Here is a 17,069-nt window from a genome sequence, read left to right as displayed (position 1 = left end):
GGAGCGCGTCCCATGCCCGTCGCTTTTCGTTTGCCGTTGCAGGTCTTCTTTGAACGTGAAGCGCGCCATCCGCGCAAAACCTTTCTGGTCCAGCCTGTCGGCGGGGGCGAGGTGCACAGCCTCACCTGGGGCGATGTCGGCCACCAGGCCCGATGCGCCGCGCACTGGCTGCGTGCCCGTGAACTGCCCCGTGGTTCGCACATTGCCCTGATTTCGAAAAACTGCGCGCACTGGATCATCGCCGACCTGGCGATCTGGATGGCCGGGCATGTCTCGGTGCCCTTGTACCCCAACCTTACTGCCGACTCCGTCGCCCATGTGCTCAACCATTCCGAGGCGGCGCTGGTGTTTGTCGGCAAGCTCGACGATTGGCCGGCGATGGCGCCCGGTGTGCCCGCCGGTGTGCCGACCATCAGCCTGCCGCTGTGCCCGCCCGGCACGTTTGATTTCAGCTGGGCCGACCTGCAAGCCTGCTCGCCCATTCAAGACAACCCAGAGCCTGCGGCCGCGGATCTTGCGACCATCATCTACACCTCCGGCACCACCGGCCTGCCCAAGGGCGTGATGCACAGCTTCGGCGCCCTGGGTTTTGCCGCCACGCGCGGCACTGAAGTGTTTGGCCTGGGGGAGGGCGACCGGTTGTTGTCGTACCTGCCGCTGTGCCATGTGGCCGAGCGGATGTTTGTCGAGATGGCCGCGATCTATACCGGGCAAACCGTGTTTTTCGCCGAGAGCCTGGACACCTTTCTGACCGATCTGCGTCGGGCGCGGCCGACGGCGTTGTTTGGCGTGCCGCGCATCTGGACCAAATTCCAGCTGGGGGTCTACGCCAAGATCCCGCAAAAACGCCTCGATACCCTGTTGCGCCTGCCGTTTATCGGCAAGCGTGTGGGCCATAAAGTGCTCGCCGGCCTAGGGCTGGATGAATTGCGCATCGCCCTGTCCGGCGCGGCGCCGGTGCCCGAGGCGCTGCTGCGCTGGTATCAACGCCTGGGCCTGGATGTGCTGGAGGTGTACGGCATGACCGAAAGTTGCGGCTACTCCCATGTGTGCCGCCCCGGCCAGCAGACCATCGGCTGGATCGGCCTGCCATGCCCGGGGGTTGAAGTGCGCATCGACGCCTCGGGCGAAGTGCAGGTGCGCAGCGGTGCGACGATGCTCGGTTACTTCAAGGACCCCGCGAAGACCGCCGAGACCCTCATCGCCGATGGCTTCCTGCGCACCGGCGACAAGGGCGAGCAGGACGCCGATGGCCGCCTGCGCCTGACCGGACGGCTCAAGGAAATCTTCAAGACCAGCAAAGGCAAATACGTAGCCCCGGCGCCGATTGAAAACCGCCTGGCCGAACATGCGCACATCGAACAGGTGTGCGTGGTCGGCGATGGCCTCGGCGCGCCGATTGCGTTGTGTGTGCTATCGACGCTGGCGCACGACCGCCAAGCCCTGCAAGGCAGCCTTGAGCGCTGGCTGGAGGCGGTCAACCAGACGTTGGATAAACATGAGCGCCTGCGCCAATTGGTGGTGGTCAATGACAGCTGGGCGGTGGAAAACGGCTTCCTGACGCCGACCCTGAAGATCAAGCGCAACGTGATCGAATCGACTTACGGTGCATATTTGCAGACGTGGAGCGAGCGTTCCGAATCCGTTCTGTGGCAGGATTAGGCTCATCATAAAACCAACAAAGGACTATCCCATGGGCCTGTGGCGCACCCAACCGAACATCGAACAACTCAACGCGATCCAGAAAAACACCATCGGTGAACTGCTGGACATTCGCTTCGAAAGCTTCGACGACGAATCCCTGACCGCCAGCATGGTGGTCGATCATCGCACCCACCAGCCCTACGGCCTGCTGCACGGCGGCGCGTCGGTGGTGCTGGCGGAAAGTGTCGGCTCCATGGCGGCCTACCTGTGTATCGACGCCAGCAAGTTCTATTGCGTGGGCCTGGAGGTCAACGCCAACCACCTGCGCGGTGTGCGCAGCGGGCGGGTGACGGCGGTGGCGCGGGCGATTCATATCGGCCGCACCACCCAGGTGTGGGATATCCGCTTGACCAATGATGACGGCAAAGCCAGCTGCGTTTCGCGCCTGACCATGGCCGTGGTGCCGCTGGGCGAGCAGCCGCCGGCGCGATAGGCGTGGCGTGAGTGTCATCATTCCTGGCAGTTACAGTCATTGCTGTTGCGGCCAGGCGTGGTGACAATCGCTTTCTGTTTTTGTAGATGAGTCCGGTATGTCGCAGCACGTGTTTTTTGCCCACGCCAATGGTTTCCCTTCGGCTACGTACGGCAAGTTGTTTGCCGCCCTGGCCCCGGAATACGCCGTGGCTCATTTGCCGCAGCACGGTCACGACCCCAGGTTCCCGGTGGACGATAACTGGCAGAACCTGGTGGACGAGTTGATCCACCACCTGGAGCAGCAGCCGGAACCGGTGTGGGGCGTGGGCCATTCCCTCGGTGGCGTGCTGCATCTGCATGCGGCCATGCGTTGCCCACAGTTATATCGCGGCGTGGTGATGCTCGACTCGCCGGTGCTGACCCGTGCCGACCGCTGGGTGATCCGCGCCGCCAAGCGCCTGGGCTTTATCGACCGTCTGACCCCGGCCGGGCGCACCCTGGGCCGGCGTGAAGAGTTCCATGACCTGGACAGCGCGCGCAGCTACTTCGCCGGTAAAACCCTGTTTCGCGGTTTTGACCCGGAATGCTTCGACGCCTACCTGCAACACGGCCTTTACCCGGTGGGCGACCGCCTGCGCCTGCGCTTCGACCCGGCCACCGAAATCAGCATCTACCGCGGCGTGCCCCACACCAGCCCCGGTCAGGTGCGCCAGTTGAAAGTGCCGCTGGCGGTGGTGCGCGGCCGCCAGAGCCGGGTGGTGATGCGTCACCATGCCAGCGGCGTCGATCGCCTGCCGATGGGCGAAATGCTCACCATGCCCGGCGGCCATATGTTCCCCCTCGAACGCCCCCAGGACACCGCGACCTTGATCAAGAACCTGTTCTCCCGTTGGGCCGCCCGTGAGGGCAACTGCCCATGAGCGCGGCGGTGGAAGAAGTGCGCCTGAGCCTGCCCCATATAGAGTTGGCGGCTCACTTGTTCGGGCCCGAAGACGGTTTGCCGGTGATCGCCCTGCATGGCTGGCTGGACAACGCCAACAGCTTTGCGCGGCTGGCGCCAAAGCTTGAGGGCTTGCGCATCGTCGCCTTGGACATGGCGGGGCATGGGCATTCGGCGCATCGCCCTGCAGGGGCCGGTTATGCCTTGTGGGATTACGTCCACGACGTGCTGCACGTCGCCGAACAATTGGGCTGGAAACGTTTTGCATTACTTGGCCACTCACTGGGCGCCATCGTGTCCCTGGTGCTGGCCGGCGCGTTGCCGGAGCGCGTGACGTACCTGGGATTGATCGACGGCGTGATCCCGCCGACCGCCAGCGGCGAGAACGCCGCCGAGCGCCTGGGCATGGCGTTGCAGGCGCAATTGGACTTGCAGGACAAACGCAAGCCGGTCTACGCCACCCTGGAGCGTGCCGTGGAAGTGCGCATGAAAGGCCTGGTGGCGGTCAGTCGCGAAGCCGCCGAACTGCTGGCCCAGCGCGGTTTGATGCCGGTGCCGGGCGGTTACACCTGGCGTACCGACAGTCGCTTGACCCTGGCATCACCGATGCGCCTGACCGACGAACAAGCCATGGCCTTCGTGCGGCGGGTGGGTTGCCCTACGCAGTTGGTGGTCGCCGCCGACGGCATGCTGGCGAAACATCCAGAATTGCTTTCCCAACTGCCCTTCACCGTGACCACGCTGCCAGGCGGCCATCATTTGCACCTGAATGACGAGCCCGGCGCAGCTCTTGTTGCAGACTGTTTCAATCGCTTCTTCTCTGCGCCTTGACTTGGCGGGGTCAACTGCCGAGGCTGGGCGGATTGAAAGGGAGCCAACCATGAACCATCTCAACACTGCTATGACCTCCGCTGGCCACGGCGCGTTGATCCTATGAGCGTGCGTAACGGCTGTATCCGTATCCTCGGGCTAAGCCTGCTCAGCCCATTGGTGTTCGCCGCCGACGTGCCGGGAAGCCAGGACCTGCCGGCCGTGGCCCGGCAAGTCGACGCGCAAATCGTCGATTACCGCCCCGCCGAAGAAAAGGAACGCATCTACCCCATGGGCGCGATCCGCAAGATCAGCGGCCAGTTGCGCTACGAAGGCCAGGCCACCGCACGCGGCCAGGCCACGGCGATCACCTATGAGTTGCCCGCCGAGCACAGTTCCAGCACTGCGTTTACCGCGACGCGCGAGGCGTTGCAGGCCAAAGGCGCGCAGTTGCTGTTCTGGTGCAAAGCCCGTGATTGCGGCGAAAGCAGCCTGTGGGCCAACGAAATCTTCGGCAACGCCAAGCTGGTGGGCGCCGACAGTGAGCAGGAATACCTGCTGCTGCGCCTGGCCGAGCCGCAAGCGAACAGCCTGATCGCGCTCTACGCCATTACCCGTGGCAACCGCCGCGCCTACCTGCATGTGGAGCAGTTGGATGCCGGCGCGCCGCTGGGCGACCTGCTGCCCACCTCGGCCACGCTGCTGCGCGAGCTTAAAAGCACCGGCGAGCTGGACTTGCCGAAGTTGGCCGCCGAGCCGGATGACACCTGGCTGACCCTGATTTCCCGTGGGCTCAACCTCGACACCACCCTGCGTGTCAGCCTCGCCGGGCCGAATGCCGAAGCCTGGCGCCAGGCCTTGATCGACAAGGGCGTGCGTGCCGCGCGCCTGGAGACCGGCACCGGCGACACCAAGGGCTTGCACCTGCATCTGATACGCTAGGCGTTATCGGGCGAACGGCCCCGCGCCGTTCGCCTAAGCTGTCTTCCTAACGCCTTCTGCTAGAGATACCCCATGCTCAATAACGATCGCCTGCTGGTGCAAATCCTGCTGCTGGTGCTGTTTGGTGCCAGCTTCTGGGTCATGGCGCCGTTCTGGTCGGCGCTGTTCTGGGGCGCGGTGCTGGCGTTTGCCAGCTGGCCGCTGATGCGTTTGCTGACCCGTGCGCTGGGTGGCCGTGAATCGTTGGCCGCCGGCATCCTGACCCTGGGTTGGATGTTGCTGGTGGCGGTGCCGCTGGTGTGGCTGGGGTTCAACCTGGCGGATCATGTGCGCGATGCCGTGGCGCTGATCAAGGACATCCAGGTTGACGGCCTGCCCGAAGCGCCGACCTGGCTGGGTTCGATCCCGTTTGTTGGCGAGCGGCTGGTGGGCATGTGGGACACCATCGACCAGCAAGGCGCTGCGCTGATGGTCACGCTCAAACCCTACCTGGGCCAGGTCGGCAACTGGCTGCTGGCGCGCAGTGCGCAGATCGGCGGCGGCATCCTGGAACTGACCCTGAGCCTGGTGTTCGTGTTCTTTTTCTACCGTGACGGCCCGCGCCTGGCAATGTTCGTGCACCGCCTGCTGGAGCGCTTGATCGGTGACCGTGCCGGTTACTACATCGAACTGGTGGCGGGCACCGTGCAACGGGTGGTCAACGGCGTGATCGGCACAGCCGCCGCCCAGGCGCTGCTGGCGCTGATCGGCTTCCTGATCGCCGGCGTGCCGGGCGCGCTGGTGCTGGGGATCGTCACCTTCCTGCTCAGCCTGATCCCCATGGGGCCGCCGCTGGTGTGGATCCCGGCCACGGCCTGGCTGGCGTGGAAGGGCGACTACACCTACGCGGTGTTCCTGGGCGTGTGGGGCACGTTCATCATCAGCGGCGTCGACAACGTGCTCAAGCCGTACCTGATCAGCCGCGGCGGCAACCTGCCGCTGGTGATCGTGCTGCTCGGGGTGTTTGGCGGGTTGATTGCGTTCGGGTTTATCGGCTTGTTTATCGGCCCGACGTTGTTGGCGGTGGCGTATAGCTTGCTGATGGACTGGAGTGCGACCCAGGCCCAGGGCCGTCGGGAAGACAAACCCCTATAACTGAGCGAGTGGAGATCATTGTGGGAGCTGGCTTGCCTGCGATAGCGGTGGGTCAGCCACACACGCATCAACTGACAGTCTGCTATCGCAGGCAAGCCAGCTCCCACATGGAGCGGTGTCAGTCTGTTACGTTCGGGGTAGCCACATGACAGCAGTCAACCCGCCGCCTGGGGTTTCCTCCAGGCTCAGCTTCCCGCCCAAGCGCTCCGCCGCATCCTTGGAAATCGTCATGCCCAGGCCAACGCCACCGGAATTGCGGTTGCGCGAACCTTCCAGGCGAAAGAACGGTTCGAACACCGCCTCACGCTGATCCGCAGCAATCCCCGGGCCGTGGTCGATCACGCGGATGATCAGGGCCTCGCGGCTGTCCTCCAGTTCCACCCGCGCCGTGCCGGCATAGCGCAACGCGTTGTCGATCAGGTTGTTGAGGCACGAGCGCAAGGCCATCGGTTGTACCTGCAATGGCGCGCAGGTGCCGCCGTGTTGCACATCGGAGCCCTGGTCCTGGGCGTTCTCGCTCATGGACTCCACCAGCGCCTGCACGTCGAGCCAATGCCGGGTTTCGCTGGTGCGTTGTTCGTGCAGGTAGCTCAGGGTCGCGTCGAGCATGCCGATCATGTCGTTGAGGTCCTGGCGCATCTGGCCCTGCAGCTTGGGGTCTTCGATCTGTTCCAGGCGCAACTTGAGGCGCGACAGCGGCGTGCGCAGGTCATGGGAGACCGCGCCGAGCATGCGCGCACGCTGGCTGACCTGTTCGCGGATGCGCCGTTGCATCAGGTTGAAGGTCGAAGCGGCCTGTTTCGCCTCGCGCGGCCCGGATTCGTCGAGGGGCGGGCTGTCGAGGTCCAGGCTCAGGCGCTCGGCGGCTTCGCTGAGGCGCTGGATCGGCCGGCTCAGCAGCTTGGCGCCGTACCAGGCGGCGATGATCAGCGAGATGAACTGGAACGTCAGCGGCACCACCGGGCCGCCAAACCAAGGGCGACGGTGTTCCTTGTTCAACGGCACCATCCTGCCGTCCGGCTGCTCGACAAAGGTTTCCTGGGGCGGCGGCGGAGGGGGGCCGTAATAGCGGAACCAGGCGATGGCCAGCACGTGGGCGAGGATGATCGCCACCAGCAATACGCCGAACAGCCGCCCGAACAACGTATTGAAGGTGGCACGCATCAGCCGATATCCCGGGCGTCGAACAGGTAGCCTTCGCCGCGCACGGTCTTGATCAGTTGCGGTGCCTTGGGGTCATCGCCGAGTTTCTGGCGCAGGCGCGAGACCAGCAGGTCGATGCTGCGGTCGAAGGCTTCGATGGAGCGCCCACGGGCCGCATCCAGCAACTGTTCGCGGCTCAATACGCGGCGTGGCCGTTCGATAAACACCCACAGCAGGCGGAACTCGGCGTTGGACAGCGGCACCACCAGGCCATCGTCGGCCACCAGTTGGCGCAGCACGCTGTTCAGGCGCCAGTTGTCGAAGCGGATATTCGCGCGCTGCTCGGTGCGGTCATCGCGCACGCGGCGCAGGATGGTCTGGATGCGCGCCACCAGTTCACGCGGTTCGAACGGCTTGGACATGTAGTCGTCGGCGCCCAGTTCCAGGCCGATGATGCGGTCGGTGGGTTCGCAGCGGGCGGTGAGCATCAGGATCGGGATGTCCGACTCCCCGCGCAGCCAGCGGCACAGCGACAGGCCGTCTTCCCCCGGCAGCATGAGGTCGAGCACCACCACGTCGAAGGTTTCGGCCTGCATGGCCACGCGCATGGCGGCGCCGTCGGTGACGCCGGTGGCGAGGATGTTGAAGCGCGCCAGGTAGTCGATCAGCAGTTCGCGGATCGGCACGTCGTCATCGACAATCAGCGCGCGGGTGTTCCAGCGCTTTTCATCGGCGATCACCGAACCTTTGTGCTCGTCGTTCATAGAGACGGGAGGGGTATGCATAGTGCGATCATCTGCCTGGTTGTGACGGTCAGCATAGGCGCCCAGCCCCATGGCTGGAAGTGCTGGACGGTGGGTCGTGCGGGCGAGGCTAGCGGTGGGGCGTGTTGGGGGCATGTCGTGAATGTATCAGCTTTGAAATAATTGCCTGAAACACCCGTTGCCGTGCGCTCTGTCAGTATTTACCGATCATCGGATCCCGCAACGGCGCTGCTTGCGCTACAATCCGCGCCGATTTCGACTTGCCTGAGAGCCCATTCCAATGTCCGTCTGCCAGACTCCTATCATCGTCGCCCTGGATTACCCCACTCGTGACGCCGCACTGAAGCTGGCTGACCAGTTGGACCCGAAGCTTTGCCGGGTCAAGGTCGGCAAGGAACTGTTCACCAGCTGCGCCGCAGAAATTGTCGGCACCCTGCGTGACAAAGGCTTCGAAGTGTTCCTCGACCTGAAATTCCACGATATTCCCAACACCACCGCCATGGCCGTGAAAGCCGCGGCCGAGATGGGCGTGTGGATGGTCAACGTGCACTGCTCCGGTGGCCTGCGCATGATGACTGCCTGCCGTGAAGTGCTGGAACAGCGCAGCGGCCCGAAACCGCTGCTGATCGGTGTGACCGTGCTGACCAGCATGGAACGCGAAGACCTGGCCGGCATTGGCCTGGACATCGAGCCACAGGAACAAGTGTTGCGCCTGGCGGCGCTGGCGCAGAAAGCCGGCCTTGATGGCCTGGTGTGCTCGGCGTTGGAAGCCCAGGCGCTGAAGACCGCGCACCCGTCGCTGCAACTGGTGACCCCGGGGATTCGTCCGGCGGGCAGTGCGCAGGATGACCAGCGCCGAATCCTGACGCCGCGTCAGGCGCTGGATGCAGGTTCTGACTATCTGGTGATTGGTCGCCCGATCAGCCAGGCGGCGGACCCGGCCAAGGCGTTGGCGGCAGTGGTTGCCGAGATCGCCTGATATCTGGAGTCAGCACGGTTAAAAATGTGGGAGCGGGCTTGCCCGCGATGGCGCAGTGTCAGTTGATACATTCATAACTGATCCACCGCAATCGCGGGCAAGCCCGCTCCCACATTTAGCTCTCAAACATTCAGAACCAGGGTGTTTCAGTTCACTTTCAGCACCAACTTCCCAAAGTTCTCACCGTTGAACAGCTTCATCAGCGTCTCCGGGAACGTCTCCAGCCCCTCCACGATATCCTCCTTGCTCTTGAGCTTGCCCTGGGCCATCCAGCCACCCATTTCTTGTCCGGCGGCAGCGAAGTTGGCCGCGTGATCCATCACCACAAAACCTTCCATGCGCGCACGATTGACCAGCAATGACAGATAGTTGGCCGGGCCTTTCACCGCTTCCTTGTTGTTGTACTGGCTGATGGCACCGCAAATCACCACCCGCGCCTTCAGCGCGAGGCGGCTGAGCACCGCGTCGAGAATGTCGCCGCCGACGTTATCGAAATACACGTCCACGCCCTTGGGGCACTCGCGCTTGAGCGCGGCGGGCACGTCTTCGTTTTTGTAGTCGATGGCCGCGTCGAACCCCAGTTCATCCACGAGGAATTTGCACTTGTCGGCGCCGCCGGCAATACCCACCACGCGGCAGCCTTTGATCTTGGCGATCTGCCCGGCAATGCTGCCCACCGCACCGGCCGCGCCGGAAATGACCACGGTGTCGCCAGCCTTGGGCGCGCCGGTGTCCAGCAGGGCGAAATAGGCGGTCATGCCGGTCATGCCCAGTGCCGACAGGTAGCGCGGCAACGGCGCCAGTTTCGGATCAACCTTGTAGAAACCGCGCGGCTCACCGAGGAAGTAATCCTGCACGCCCAAGGCGCCGTTCACGTAGTCGCCGACGGCAAATTTGGGGTTGTTCGACGCAATCACTTCTCCCACGCCCAGCGCGCGCATCACTTCGCCGATGCCCACCGGTGGGATGTAGGACTTGCCTTCATTCATCCAGCCACGCATGGCCGGGTCGAGAGACAGGTATTCATTGCGCACCAGCACTTGGCCGTCCTGCGGCGTGCCCACCGGGACTTCCTGATAGGTGAAGGTGTCCCGCGTGGCGGCACCGACCGGGCGTTTGGCGAGCAGGAATTGGCGGTTGGTCTGGGCAGTCATGGCAGGGACTCTTTTAGAAATGAACCATGATTGATAGACCCAGAACGGCTTGCGAGCAAGGTTCACCGGCCAGTGCGAATGCCCATCGATAGACAAGGCTGATAGTCAGGCCGGTGGCTTTATCACTGTGATCCATGCAGCGCCAACTGGCCTTCTGATAGTGCTGACGCGCCCGTCGCTGCGTTGGCTAGACTCGGCCCACGGCAATTTCTCCCAAAGGACATCCCCCATGAGCATGACGTTTTCCGGCCAGGTCGCCCTGGTGACTGGTGCCGCCGCCGGTATTGGCCGCGCTACCGCGTTGGCGTTCGCCGCCGAAGGTTTGAAGGTGGTGGTTGCCGACCTCGACGCGGCGGGCGGCGAGGGCACTGTGGCGCTGATCCAGCAGGCGGGCGGTGAAGCGCTGTTTGTGCGCTGCAACGTCACCCTGGAAGCGGATGTGCAGCAACTGATGGCGCGCACAGTCGCCGCCTATGGTCGCCTGGACTACGCCTTCAACAATGCCGGCATCGAGATTGAAAAGGGCAAGCTGGCCGACGGCAGCCTGGATGAGTTCGACGCCATCATGGGCGTCAACGTCAAAGGCGTGTGGTTGTGCATGAAGTATCAACTGCCGCTGTTGCTGGCCCAGGGCGGCGGGGCGATCGTCAACACCGCGTCGGTGGCGGGGTTGGGTGCGGCGCCGAAGATGAGCATTTACGCGGCCTCCAAACATGCGGTGATCGGCCTGACCAAGTCGGCGGCCATCGAGTATGCAAAAAAGCACATCCGCGTGAATGCGGTATGCCCGGCGGTGATCGACACCGATATGTTCCGCCGCGCCTATGAAGCCGACCCGCGCAAGGCCGATTTCGCTGCGGCCATGCACCCGGTCGGGCGCATCGGCAAGGTCGAGGAAATCGCCGCCGCTGTGCTCTACCTGTGCAGTGACGGTGCCGCTTTTACTACCGGCCAGGCGTTGGCGGTGGACGGTGGCGCGACGGCCATCTAGGACCTGCAAACGCACCTCACCTGAAAAGGTTTGGGGCGCTGTGGGGTTTTTCCATAGCTGGCAAAACGCCGCGTCCTAATGTGTATCAGTAGGTAAATAACTCAATAAAATCAATACTTTAGTAAAACTTGGCGACCGGTCGTGATGGACTTCTGTGCTTAACTCTTGCGGGTTGAATAACAGACAGTGAAGTGAGTGGCTCATGGATTTAGGGATCGATCGACAAGCCCTTGTACCGGTGGTGCAACAGATCATCAGCGCGGTGGCGCAATGGATTCGCAAAAGCGGGGCGAGCCCTGGCACGCGTCTGCCCTCCATCCGCCAATTGGCCCTCGACAACCTGCTCAGCCAGTCCAGCGTCATCGAGGCCTTTGAGCGCATGGTGGCCCAGGGTCTTCTGGCCTCGAAGCCGGGCTCAGGCTTTGTTGTGGCCCAGCCCGCCGCCCACCACGAGCATCATTGGTATGAAGGTGCAGAACAAGATTGGGGGGCCTTTACCGACAGCCCGCTGGGCGAGCTGAAACTGGGTTGTGGTTGGCTGCCGGATGCCTGGCGCGAAAGCGATGACATCAGCTATGCGATCCGCGAAGTCAGCCGCACCGACACCGGTGGAGTGTTCAACTACAGCACGCCGCTGGGGTTGCCGGTGCTGCGCGAACAGTTGCTCAAGTGCCTGACCCGCATGCACGTGGCCAGCAGCCTCGACCGCATTCTCACCACCCAGGGTGCCAGCCAGGCCCAGGACCTGCTGATACGCACGCTGCTCAAGGCCGGCGACACGGTGGTGGTGGAAACCCCTGGCTACGGCAACCTCTATCGCCAGTTGGCCTTCCACGGCGTCAAGCTGCTGGAGGTGCCCCGTACCCGTGGCGGCCCGGACATCGCGGTGCTGGAGGCACTGTTGCAGGTGCATCGGCCCAAATGCCTGTTCATCAGCAGCCTGTACCACAACCCCACCGGCACCAGCCTGTGCCGCCCGGTGGCCGAGCGCTTGCTGCAACTGGCCCAGGCCAGAGATTTCCTGATCATTGAAGAAGACGTCTATGGCGACCTGCAACATGCCAGCTGCACGCGTCTGGCGGCGTTGCCCCATGATGATCGGGTGATCTACATCTCAAGCTTTTCCAAGACCCTGAGCAGCGCGCTGCGGGTGGGCTACCTCAGTGCCAGCACTGCGATCATCGCGCAGTTGGTCAACCTCAAGACCCTGACCGGCATCGGTACGTCCCGATTCGCCGAGGCGGTGGTGGCGACGCTGCTGGCCAACGGCACCTATCGCAAATGGGTGCAGCGCCTGCGCAAGCGCCTGAACACGCAAATGGCCGCCACCCTGCAATTGCTGGAGGACGAGGAGTGGGAGGTGTTTGCCGTGCCCGCTGGCGGCATGTTCCTGTGGGCACGCCCTGGGGTGGGGGATCGTGGGCGGTTGCCGGCCTGTGCCCGTCGACTGGGCGTGCTGCTGTCGCCGGGGGCGCTGTTCAGTCCGGCCGGGGAGCCCAGCGATTGGCTGCGGATCAATGTGGCCTATGCGGCTGATCAGCGTGCCTTGGCGTTGTTCCGCAGCATGGGGCCTGCCAGATCGACCTCGACCATTCTGAAAACGACGAGCATGTAGCTTTTTGCCATTATTGTGGCGCCAATGCCTTGTGTCGCTGGCCCGTGGTTGCGAATCTCGTTGCTGGTCAATCGGGCGGGCTGGCAGCTGCCCTTGCAAGAGGGTTCAAGTGCAATGATTTCAGGCGTGCAACGACGTTTCGCCAACCTCGGTATGGCGAAGAAACTGGGCTTGGGCTTCCTCTTGGTGCTGTTGCTGACGGCGCTGGTGGCGGCGATCGGGGTGTGGTCGCTGCAAACCGTTGGGCAGCGTTTCGCCGGCCTCAACAGCATGTCTTCGCTGAACAGCGGCTTGCTCAAGGTGCGCCTGATCGAGCAGGACTACGCGCTGCACGCCGACCCCAAGGCCGTCGACGCCTTGCACGCCAGCGTCGAGGCCTTGGCGGCCCTGGCGGCGAGCCTCAAGGCTCAGTCGCCAGCCAATGTGCCGGCCATGACTGATGTCGAGCAAGCCCTGGCCGCCTACCGCAAGGCGTTCGACGAGTTTGTCGAGCTGACCCAGACCAAGGACCTGGCGCTGGAAATGGCCAGTTGGTCGGTGTCCAGCGTGGCCAACAACCTTGACGTGTTGCAGGCTGGCCTGGCGGATGACGGCGCCTATGGCCTCAAGGAAAGCCAAGGCAAGGAGGGCGCGGAGTTTATCGAGCAGGCGGGGCAGGTCAGCCAGGTGTCGCGCCTGATGTTGCAGGCGATGAACGAGGCCCATGTGCGCCTGGATCAGAGCCGCAAGGGTGAAGAAGACAGCGGCGAGCAAGGCAAGATCGAGCAGGCCGACCAGGCGCTGGCCCAGGTCGAGCAATTGAAAACCGCGGTCAAGGACCCTGGCTACCAGACGGTGCTCAATGAGGTCTCCGGGCATATCGCCGCGTTCAGCGAGAAACTCGGTGAATACACCGGCCTGTTGGCGCAGGAAAAGGTTGTCTACAAACAGCTGCATGAGCGCGCCGAACAGGTGGTCAGCCGGGTCAACCAGGCCTATGCCGCCGAAGACCAGTCGATGCAGGCGCAACTGCAGAAAAGCACCTTGCTGATCATCGGCTCGTCCGCCCTGGCCCTGTTGGTGGGGTTGATTGCGGCGCTGGTGATCACGCGCTTGATCGTCGCACCGCTGCGCAGCGTGATCGCCGTCGCGCAGCAGATTGCGGCGGGTGATCTGAGCGGGCGGATGGAGGTCAGCCGGCGCGATGAAATCGGCCAGTTGATGCTGGCGATGCAGCAGATGGGCAATGGGTTGAGCCAGATGGTCAGCGGCTTGCAGGCGGGCATCGAGCAGTTGGCCAGTTCGGCGCAGTCGCTGTCCAGCGTCACCGAGCAGACCAATGTCGAGGTCAGTAGCCAGAGGGAAGAAACCGAGCAGGTGGCCACGGCGATGAACCAGATGACCGCCACCGTGCACGACGTGGCGCGCAATGCCGAGCAAGCCGCCCAGGCCGCGCAGACCGCCGACAGCAAGGTGGACAGCGGCCAGCAGGTGGTGCGCCAGAGTTTGCAGCGGATCGAGTTGCTCGCCAGCTCCAGTACCAGCGCCAGTGCCAGCATCGATAGCCTCAGTGCCGAAATCCAGAACATCGGCACGGTGCTGGGGGTGATCAAAAGCGTGGCCGAGCAAACCAACCTGCTGGCGCTCAATGCCGCTATCGAAGCCGCCCGTGCCGGGGAACAAGGCCGTGGTTTTGCGGTGGTGGCCGATGAAGTGCGGGCGCTGGCCAAGCGCACTCAACAATCCACCGAAGAAATCGAGCGACTGGTCAGCACCTTGCGCAGCGCGGCGCAGTCGTCGGTGCAGCAGATCCAGCACAGTGGCGAGTTGGTGAAGCTGGCGGTCAGCGATGCGTTGGAAACCGAAAGCGCCCTGGGCAGCATCGCCACGGCGGTGTCGTTGATCCAGCAGATGAACCAGCAGATTGCCGCAGCGGCCGAGGAACAAAGCTCGGTGGCCGAAGAGATCAACCGCAGTGTCACCAGCATTCGCGCCAGCGCCGATCAGTCGGCGTTGAGCATGCAGGGCAATGCCGCGTCGAGCATCCAGTTGGCGCAGTTGGGCACGGAACTCAAGGGTATGGTCGGGCACTTCCGCCTGTGATCGCTACACGCCGGTAGCGACCCAGGAGGAGGGCGGTCAGGCGTGGTTGGCGAGGAAGGTCAGCAGCGCCTCATTGACGAAGTCCGGGTTCTCCCGGGCGCTGATATGCCCCGCGTCGGGGATCAGGATCAGGCTGCAACCGATCAGCTCGGCCATTTCCCGGGACTCGGCGGGTGGCCGGGGTTTGTCCTGCTCGCCGCACATCACCAGGGTGGTGTCGGCGTCCAGGCGCGGCAGTTGGTCCAGTACATCCTCGCGGCTGAAGATCAGGCGGCCCAATGGCACGATGCTTTGCAGCAGGCGCTCGCGGGGAAAGCCCTGCAGTGCCTGGCGAAAATCCTGATACAGCGCGGACTCGCGGTCGACCTCCGCGCGGAAGAAGATTGGTGCGATCACATCCAGCAACGGCTCGGGAATGGCGCCGGCGTCTTCGATCATCTTGAACAGCGAAAAGTAGTACTGGCGCGTGGCTTCGGGCTCGGCGCCGAGGTGGGTGTCCATCAGCACCAGGCTGTTGACGCGCTCGGGCGCCAGCAGCGCCAGGCGTGCGCCCCACATGCCGCCGACCGACAGGCCCACCAGGTTGACCTGGGCGATGTCCAGGTGGTCGAGCAGCGCCAGGGCCTGGCGGGCAAGGTCATCGAGGGATCGGGTGCGGGTGGGCAGCGGGCCCGATTCGCCGTGGCCCCACAGCTCGGGGACGATGACGCGGTATTGTTGCGACAGGGCTTCGATCTGCGGCGTCCACATGGTGTGGTCCCACAGGTAGCTCGACCCCAGCAGCACGGCGGGGCCGCGGCCTTGGTCGATATAGTGCAACGGTTGTCCATCTATCACGGTGACAGGCATAGCAGGCCTCTGACTTCACGGAGTGAGGGGCACTTTTTTACGCGAGAAGGGGGCGGGGCGATAGGTGCAAAGTGATGGCATGTGGCGAACCGGGTTCGCCACAGGGGAGCGGGGACGATCAGTCGTAGATGACTTTCTTTTTCCACTCGGCGTCGGCGTCGACCACCTTCAGGCCTTCGGTCAGTTCGTTGACCTCGTCCTCGGCCGGCTTGCTGTTGGTCAATACCGTGGAGTTGGCGCGGGCCAGTTGTGACTCCAGCAATTGCAGTTGCGCGGCGTAGATCACCGGCTCCGGCTGTTTGCGCAGGTACTGCACGCCGCGTTCGAACGCCAGGCGCGCCTGGCCTGGCTGGCCCTGTTGCAGGGCATGCTGGCCGAGGTTGTTGAAGAACTCGATGTGCAGCAGCACGAGGATGTGGCGGATTTCCTTGATCCAGTGCTTGGCTTCGTTGGTCGGCAGGAAACCATCCTGGGCGGCGCGGGTGACCTGGCCGTGCAGGGCTTCGAGCAGGAAGCGCACGTCCTTGGCCTTGGCTTCGGTCTGGATCGGTGCCGGTGGGTTGTTCACCGGGATCGATTCGCCCTGGGCTATCAATGCGTTCAGTTCGGTGATGCGGGCCTTGAGCGCTGCGCTGGTCTTGTTGAGGTTGAGCAGGCGCTGGTTGACGTTGAGCTCCAGGCGGGTCATCAGCAGCTTGAGCGCCGGGTTCATCAACTGGCCAGGGAACGTCTCGGTGATTTCACCGCAGCGACGCAGGCGATCATTGAGCTCGATCACGGTGCGCTGCTTTTCCAGTTTGTTGTTTTCCACCACGTGGTTCATGTAGCCAATGGCGATCAGGATTACGATCCCGGCTATTACCAGCAGGGTGATCAGGAGTGGTGTCACCGGTGTGACCTCTTTGTAGGGTTTGCAGTGGAGTGTAGTGATTGGGGCATCTGGCGGATAGGACTGATCGACCAGTTGCCCGGGTAGATTCTTCTATATAGGTCATCCTTCCCTGCATAGATGCACATTGCCATCATTTGCTGCGGCGAACTATAACGCCTTGTCGTGCGCCAGAATATAGGCGCCAAGGCGCAGACGGGCAGATTGCCTTCACTCGCCTGGAAAGCAGGGCGAAGTCATTGATTTTAATAAATTTATCCTTGGGGGTTGACGACCTTTCAATCCATCCATAGAATGCGCGCCACTTAACGCGGAAAGCACACAGCGAAACGCAGTTAGGCAGTGAAGTTGTACGTGTGTCCCCTTCGTCTAGTGGCCTAGGACACCGCCCTTTCACGGCGGTAACAGGGGTTCGAGTCCCCTAGGGGACGCCATTTTGCGGGAATAGCTCAGTTGGTAGAGCACGACCTTGCCAAGGTCGGGGTCGCGAGTTCGAGTCTCGTTTCCCGCTCCAAATTTAAGCAGTGTTGCCCTCGGGTGGCACTGAGTGAAACCAGGGCATGATCTTCGGATCTAATCTCTGGACACTGAAATACACACCATGTGTTTCAGTTGTGTGTCCCCTTCGTCTAGTGGCCTAGGACACCGCCCTTTCACGG

15 protein-coding genes, 2 tRNA genes and 1 pseudogene are annotated in these 17,069 nt (G+C 63.1%); 13 read left to right on the top strand and 5 right to left on the bottom strand.

Annotated elements, in window-relative coordinates:
* Window positions 1–12 precede the first annotated feature (12 nt).
* The 6 genes from B348_RS0101035 to B348_RS0101010 all read left to right on the top strand — a co-directional run bounded on the left by B348_RS0101035 (window position 13) and on the right by B348_RS0101010 (window position 5,944).
* A complete protein-coding gene (locus B348_RS0101035; protein WP_017734314.1) occupies window positions 13–1,662 on the top strand; it encodes an AMP-binding protein in 1,650 nt (549 codons plus the stop codon).
* Between the two features lie 31 nt (window positions 1,663–1,693).
* Window positions 1,694–2,137, top strand: a complete 444-nt coding sequence (locus B348_RS0101030; RefSeq protein ID WP_017734313.1) for a hotdog fold thioesterase — start codon at window positions 1,694–1,696, stop codon at window positions 2,135–2,137.
* A 97-nt stretch (window positions 2,138–2,234) separates the two neighbouring features.
* On the top strand, window positions 2,235–3,038 hold the full coding sequence (locus tag B348_RS0101025) for an alpha/beta fold hydrolase (RefSeq protein WP_017734312.1): 804 nt from the start codon (window positions 2,235–2,237) through the stop codon (window positions 3,036–3,038).
* The gene (locus tag B348_RS0101020; protein WP_017734311.1) at window positions 3,035–3,889 is read left to right on the top strand and encodes an alpha/beta hydrolase; all 855 of its coding nucleotides are present in this window, start codon (window positions 3,035–3,037) and stop codon (window positions 3,887–3,889) included. The genes B348_RS0101025 and B348_RS0101020 overlap by 4 nt, the downstream gene beginning before the upstream one ends.
* A gap of 102 nt (window positions 3,890–3,991) precedes the next feature.
* Entirely contained in the window at window positions 3,992–4,810 is an 819-nt protein-coding gene (locus B348_RS0101015; RefSeq protein ID WP_017734310.1) for a DUF4892 domain-containing protein, read from the top strand.
* Between the two features lie 72 nt (window positions 4,811–4,882).
* Window positions 4,883–5,944 (top strand): AI-2E family transporter, encoded by a 1,062-nt coding sequence (locus B348_RS0101010; RefSeq protein ID WP_017734309.1) that lies wholly within the window; start codon window positions 4,883–4,885, stop codon window positions 5,942–5,944.
* Window positions 5,945–6,070: 126 nt separating this feature from the next.
* Here the strand turns inward: B348_RS0101010 and B348_RS0101005 are convergent, their stop codons facing one another.
* Window positions 6,071–7,108, bottom strand: a complete 1,038-nt coding sequence (locus B348_RS0101005) for a HAMP domain-containing sensor histidine kinase (protein WP_017734308.1) — start codon at window positions 7,106–7,108, stop codon at window positions 6,071–6,073.
* Window positions 7,108–7,872 carry a response regulator gene (locus B348_RS0101000; RefSeq protein WP_032864664.1) on the bottom strand — a complete coding sequence of 255 codons (765 nt, stop codon included), beginning with the start codon at window positions 7,870–7,872 and terminating at the stop codon, window positions 7,108–7,110. The genes B348_RS0101005 and B348_RS0101000 overlap by 1 nt, the downstream gene beginning before the upstream one ends.
* A 259-nt stretch (window positions 7,873–8,131) precedes the next feature.
* Between B348_RS0101000 and pyrF the strand changes: the two genes are divergently transcribed.
* A complete protein-coding gene (gene pyrF, locus B348_RS0100995; RefSeq protein WP_017734306.1) occupies window positions 8,132–8,830 on the top strand; it encodes an orotidine-5'-phosphate decarboxylase in 699 nt (232 codons plus the stop codon).
* Window positions 8,831–8,976: 146 nt separating this feature from the next.
* On the opposite strand, the gene B348_RS0100990 is transcribed toward pyrF, so the two are convergent.
* Window positions 8,977–9,984 carry an NADP-dependent oxidoreductase gene (locus B348_RS0100990; RefSeq protein ID WP_017734305.1) on the bottom strand — a complete coding sequence of 336 codons (1,008 nt, stop codon included), beginning with the start codon at window positions 9,982–9,984 and terminating at the stop codon, window positions 8,977–8,979.
* Between the two features lie 229 nt (window positions 9,985–10,213).
* Here B348_RS0100990 and B348_RS0100985 point away from each other — a divergent pair, with 229 nt between their 5' ends.
* The 4 genes and pseudogenes from B348_RS0100985 to B348_RS1000000132115 all read left to right on the top strand — a co-directional run bounded on the left by B348_RS0100985 (window position 10,214) and on the right by B348_RS1000000132115 (window position 14,672).
* The gene (locus B348_RS0100985; protein WP_017734304.1) at window positions 10,214–10,975 is read left to right on the top strand and encodes an SDR family oxidoreductase; all 762 of its coding nucleotides are present in this window, start codon (window positions 10,214–10,216) and stop codon (window positions 10,973–10,975) included.
* Window positions 10,976–11,177: 202 nt separating this feature from the next.
* The gene (locus B348_RS0100980; protein WP_017734303.1) at window positions 11,178–12,590 is read left to right on the top strand and encodes a PLP-dependent aminotransferase family protein; all 1,413 of its coding nucleotides are present in this window, start codon (window positions 11,178–11,180) and stop codon (window positions 12,588–12,590) included.
* A 24-nt stretch (window positions 12,591–12,614) separates the two neighbouring features.
* A pseudogene (locus tag B348_RS1000000132120) lies at window positions 12,615–13,814 on the top strand (HAMP domain-containing protein); the annotation flags it as partial.
* Entirely contained in the window at window positions 13,791–14,672 is an 882-nt protein-coding gene (locus B348_RS1000000132115) for a methyl-accepting chemotaxis protein (protein ID WP_371105851.1), read from the top strand. The pseudogene B348_RS1000000132120 and the gene B348_RS1000000132115, both read left to right, overlap by 24 nt.
* 36 nt (window positions 14,673–14,708) lie before the next feature.
* Here B348_RS1000000132115 and B348_RS0100970 read toward each other — a convergent pair whose 3' ends face one another.
* Window positions 14,709–15,521 (bottom strand): alpha/beta fold hydrolase, encoded by an 813-nt coding sequence (locus tag B348_RS0100970; protein ID WP_026136459.1) that lies wholly within the window; start codon window positions 15,519–15,521, stop codon window positions 14,709–14,711.
* A gap of 118 nt (window positions 15,522–15,639) precedes the next feature.
* Window positions 15,640–16,410, bottom strand: coding sequence for a hypothetical protein (locus B348_RS0100965; RefSeq protein WP_017734300.1), 771 nt, complete (start codon window positions 16,408–16,410; stop codon window positions 15,640–15,642).
* Between the two features lie 358 nt (window positions 16,411–16,768).
* Between B348_RS0100965 and B348_RS0100960 the strand changes: the two genes are divergently transcribed.
* Both B348_RS0100960 and B348_RS0100955 read left to right on the top strand, forming a co-directional pair.
* A tRNA-Glu gene (locus B348_RS0100960) sits at window positions 16,769–16,844 on the top strand.
* A 4-nt stretch (window positions 16,845–16,848) separates the two neighbouring features.
* A tRNA-Gly gene (locus B348_RS0100955) sits at window positions 16,849–16,924 on the top strand.
* Window positions 16,925–17,069 lie beyond the last annotated feature (145 nt).

This window comes from Pseudomonas sp. CBZ-4 (genome assembly GCF_000346755.1).
Lineage (GTDB): Bacteria > Pseudomonadota > Gammaproteobacteria > Pseudomonadales > Pseudomonadaceae > Aquipseudomonas.
Note: the sequence above shows the minus strand (reverse complement) of the source record. Positions and strands in the feature narration are given on the sequence as shown.

Coding starts and splice junctions, on each gene's coding strand:
- B348_RS0100970 (WP_026136459.1), bottom strand. CDS start 15,521: ATGCCTGTCACCGTGATAGATGGACAACCGTTGCACTATATCGACCAA.
- B348_RS0101025 (WP_017734312.1), top strand. CDS start 2,235: ATGTCGCAGCACGTGTTTTTTGCCCACGCCAATGGTTTCCCTTCGGCT.
- B348_RS0101000 (WP_032864664.1), bottom strand. CDS start 7,872: ATGCATACCCCTCCCGTCTCTATGAACGACGAGCACAAAGGTTCGGTG.
- B348_RS0101005 (WP_017734308.1), bottom strand. CDS start 7,108: ATGCGTGCCACCTTCAATACGTTGTTCGGGCGGCTGTTCGGCGTATTG.
- B348_RS0101015 (WP_017734310.1), top strand. CDS start 3,992: ATGAGCGTGCGTAACGGCTGTATCCGTATCCTCGGGCTAAGCCTGCTC.
- B348_RS0101020 (WP_017734311.1), top strand. CDS start 3,035: ATGAGCGCGGCGGTGGAAGAAGTGCGCCTGAGCCTGCCCCATATAGAG.
- B348_RS0101030 (WP_017734313.1), top strand. CDS start 1,694: ATGGGCCTGTGGCGCACCCAACCGAACATCGAACAACTCAACGCGATC.
- B348_RS0100990 (WP_017734305.1), bottom strand. CDS start 9,984: ATGACTGCCCAGACCAACCGCCAATTCCTGCTCGCCAAACGCCCGGTC.
- B348_RS0101010 (WP_017734309.1), top strand. CDS start 4,883: ATGCTCAATAACGATCGCCTGCTGGTGCAAATCCTGCTGCTGGTGCTG.
- B348_RS1000000132115 (WP_371105851.1), top strand. CDS start 13,791: ATGCTGGCGATGCAGCAGATGGGCAATGGGTTGAGCCAGATGGTCAGC.
- B348_RS0100980 (WP_017734303.1), top strand. CDS start 11,178: ATGGATTTAGGGATCGATCGACAAGCCCTTGTACCGGTGGTGCAACAG.
- B348_RS0101035 (WP_017734314.1), top strand. CDS start 13: ATGCCCGTCGCTTTTCGTTTGCCGTTGCAGGTCTTCTTTGAACGTGAA.
- B348_RS0100985 (WP_017734304.1), top strand. CDS start 10,214: ATGAGCATGACGTTTTCCGGCCAGGTCGCCCTGGTGACTGGTGCCGCC.
- pyrF (WP_017734306.1), top strand. CDS start 8,132: ATGTCCGTCTGCCAGACTCCTATCATCGTCGCCCTGGATTACCCCACT.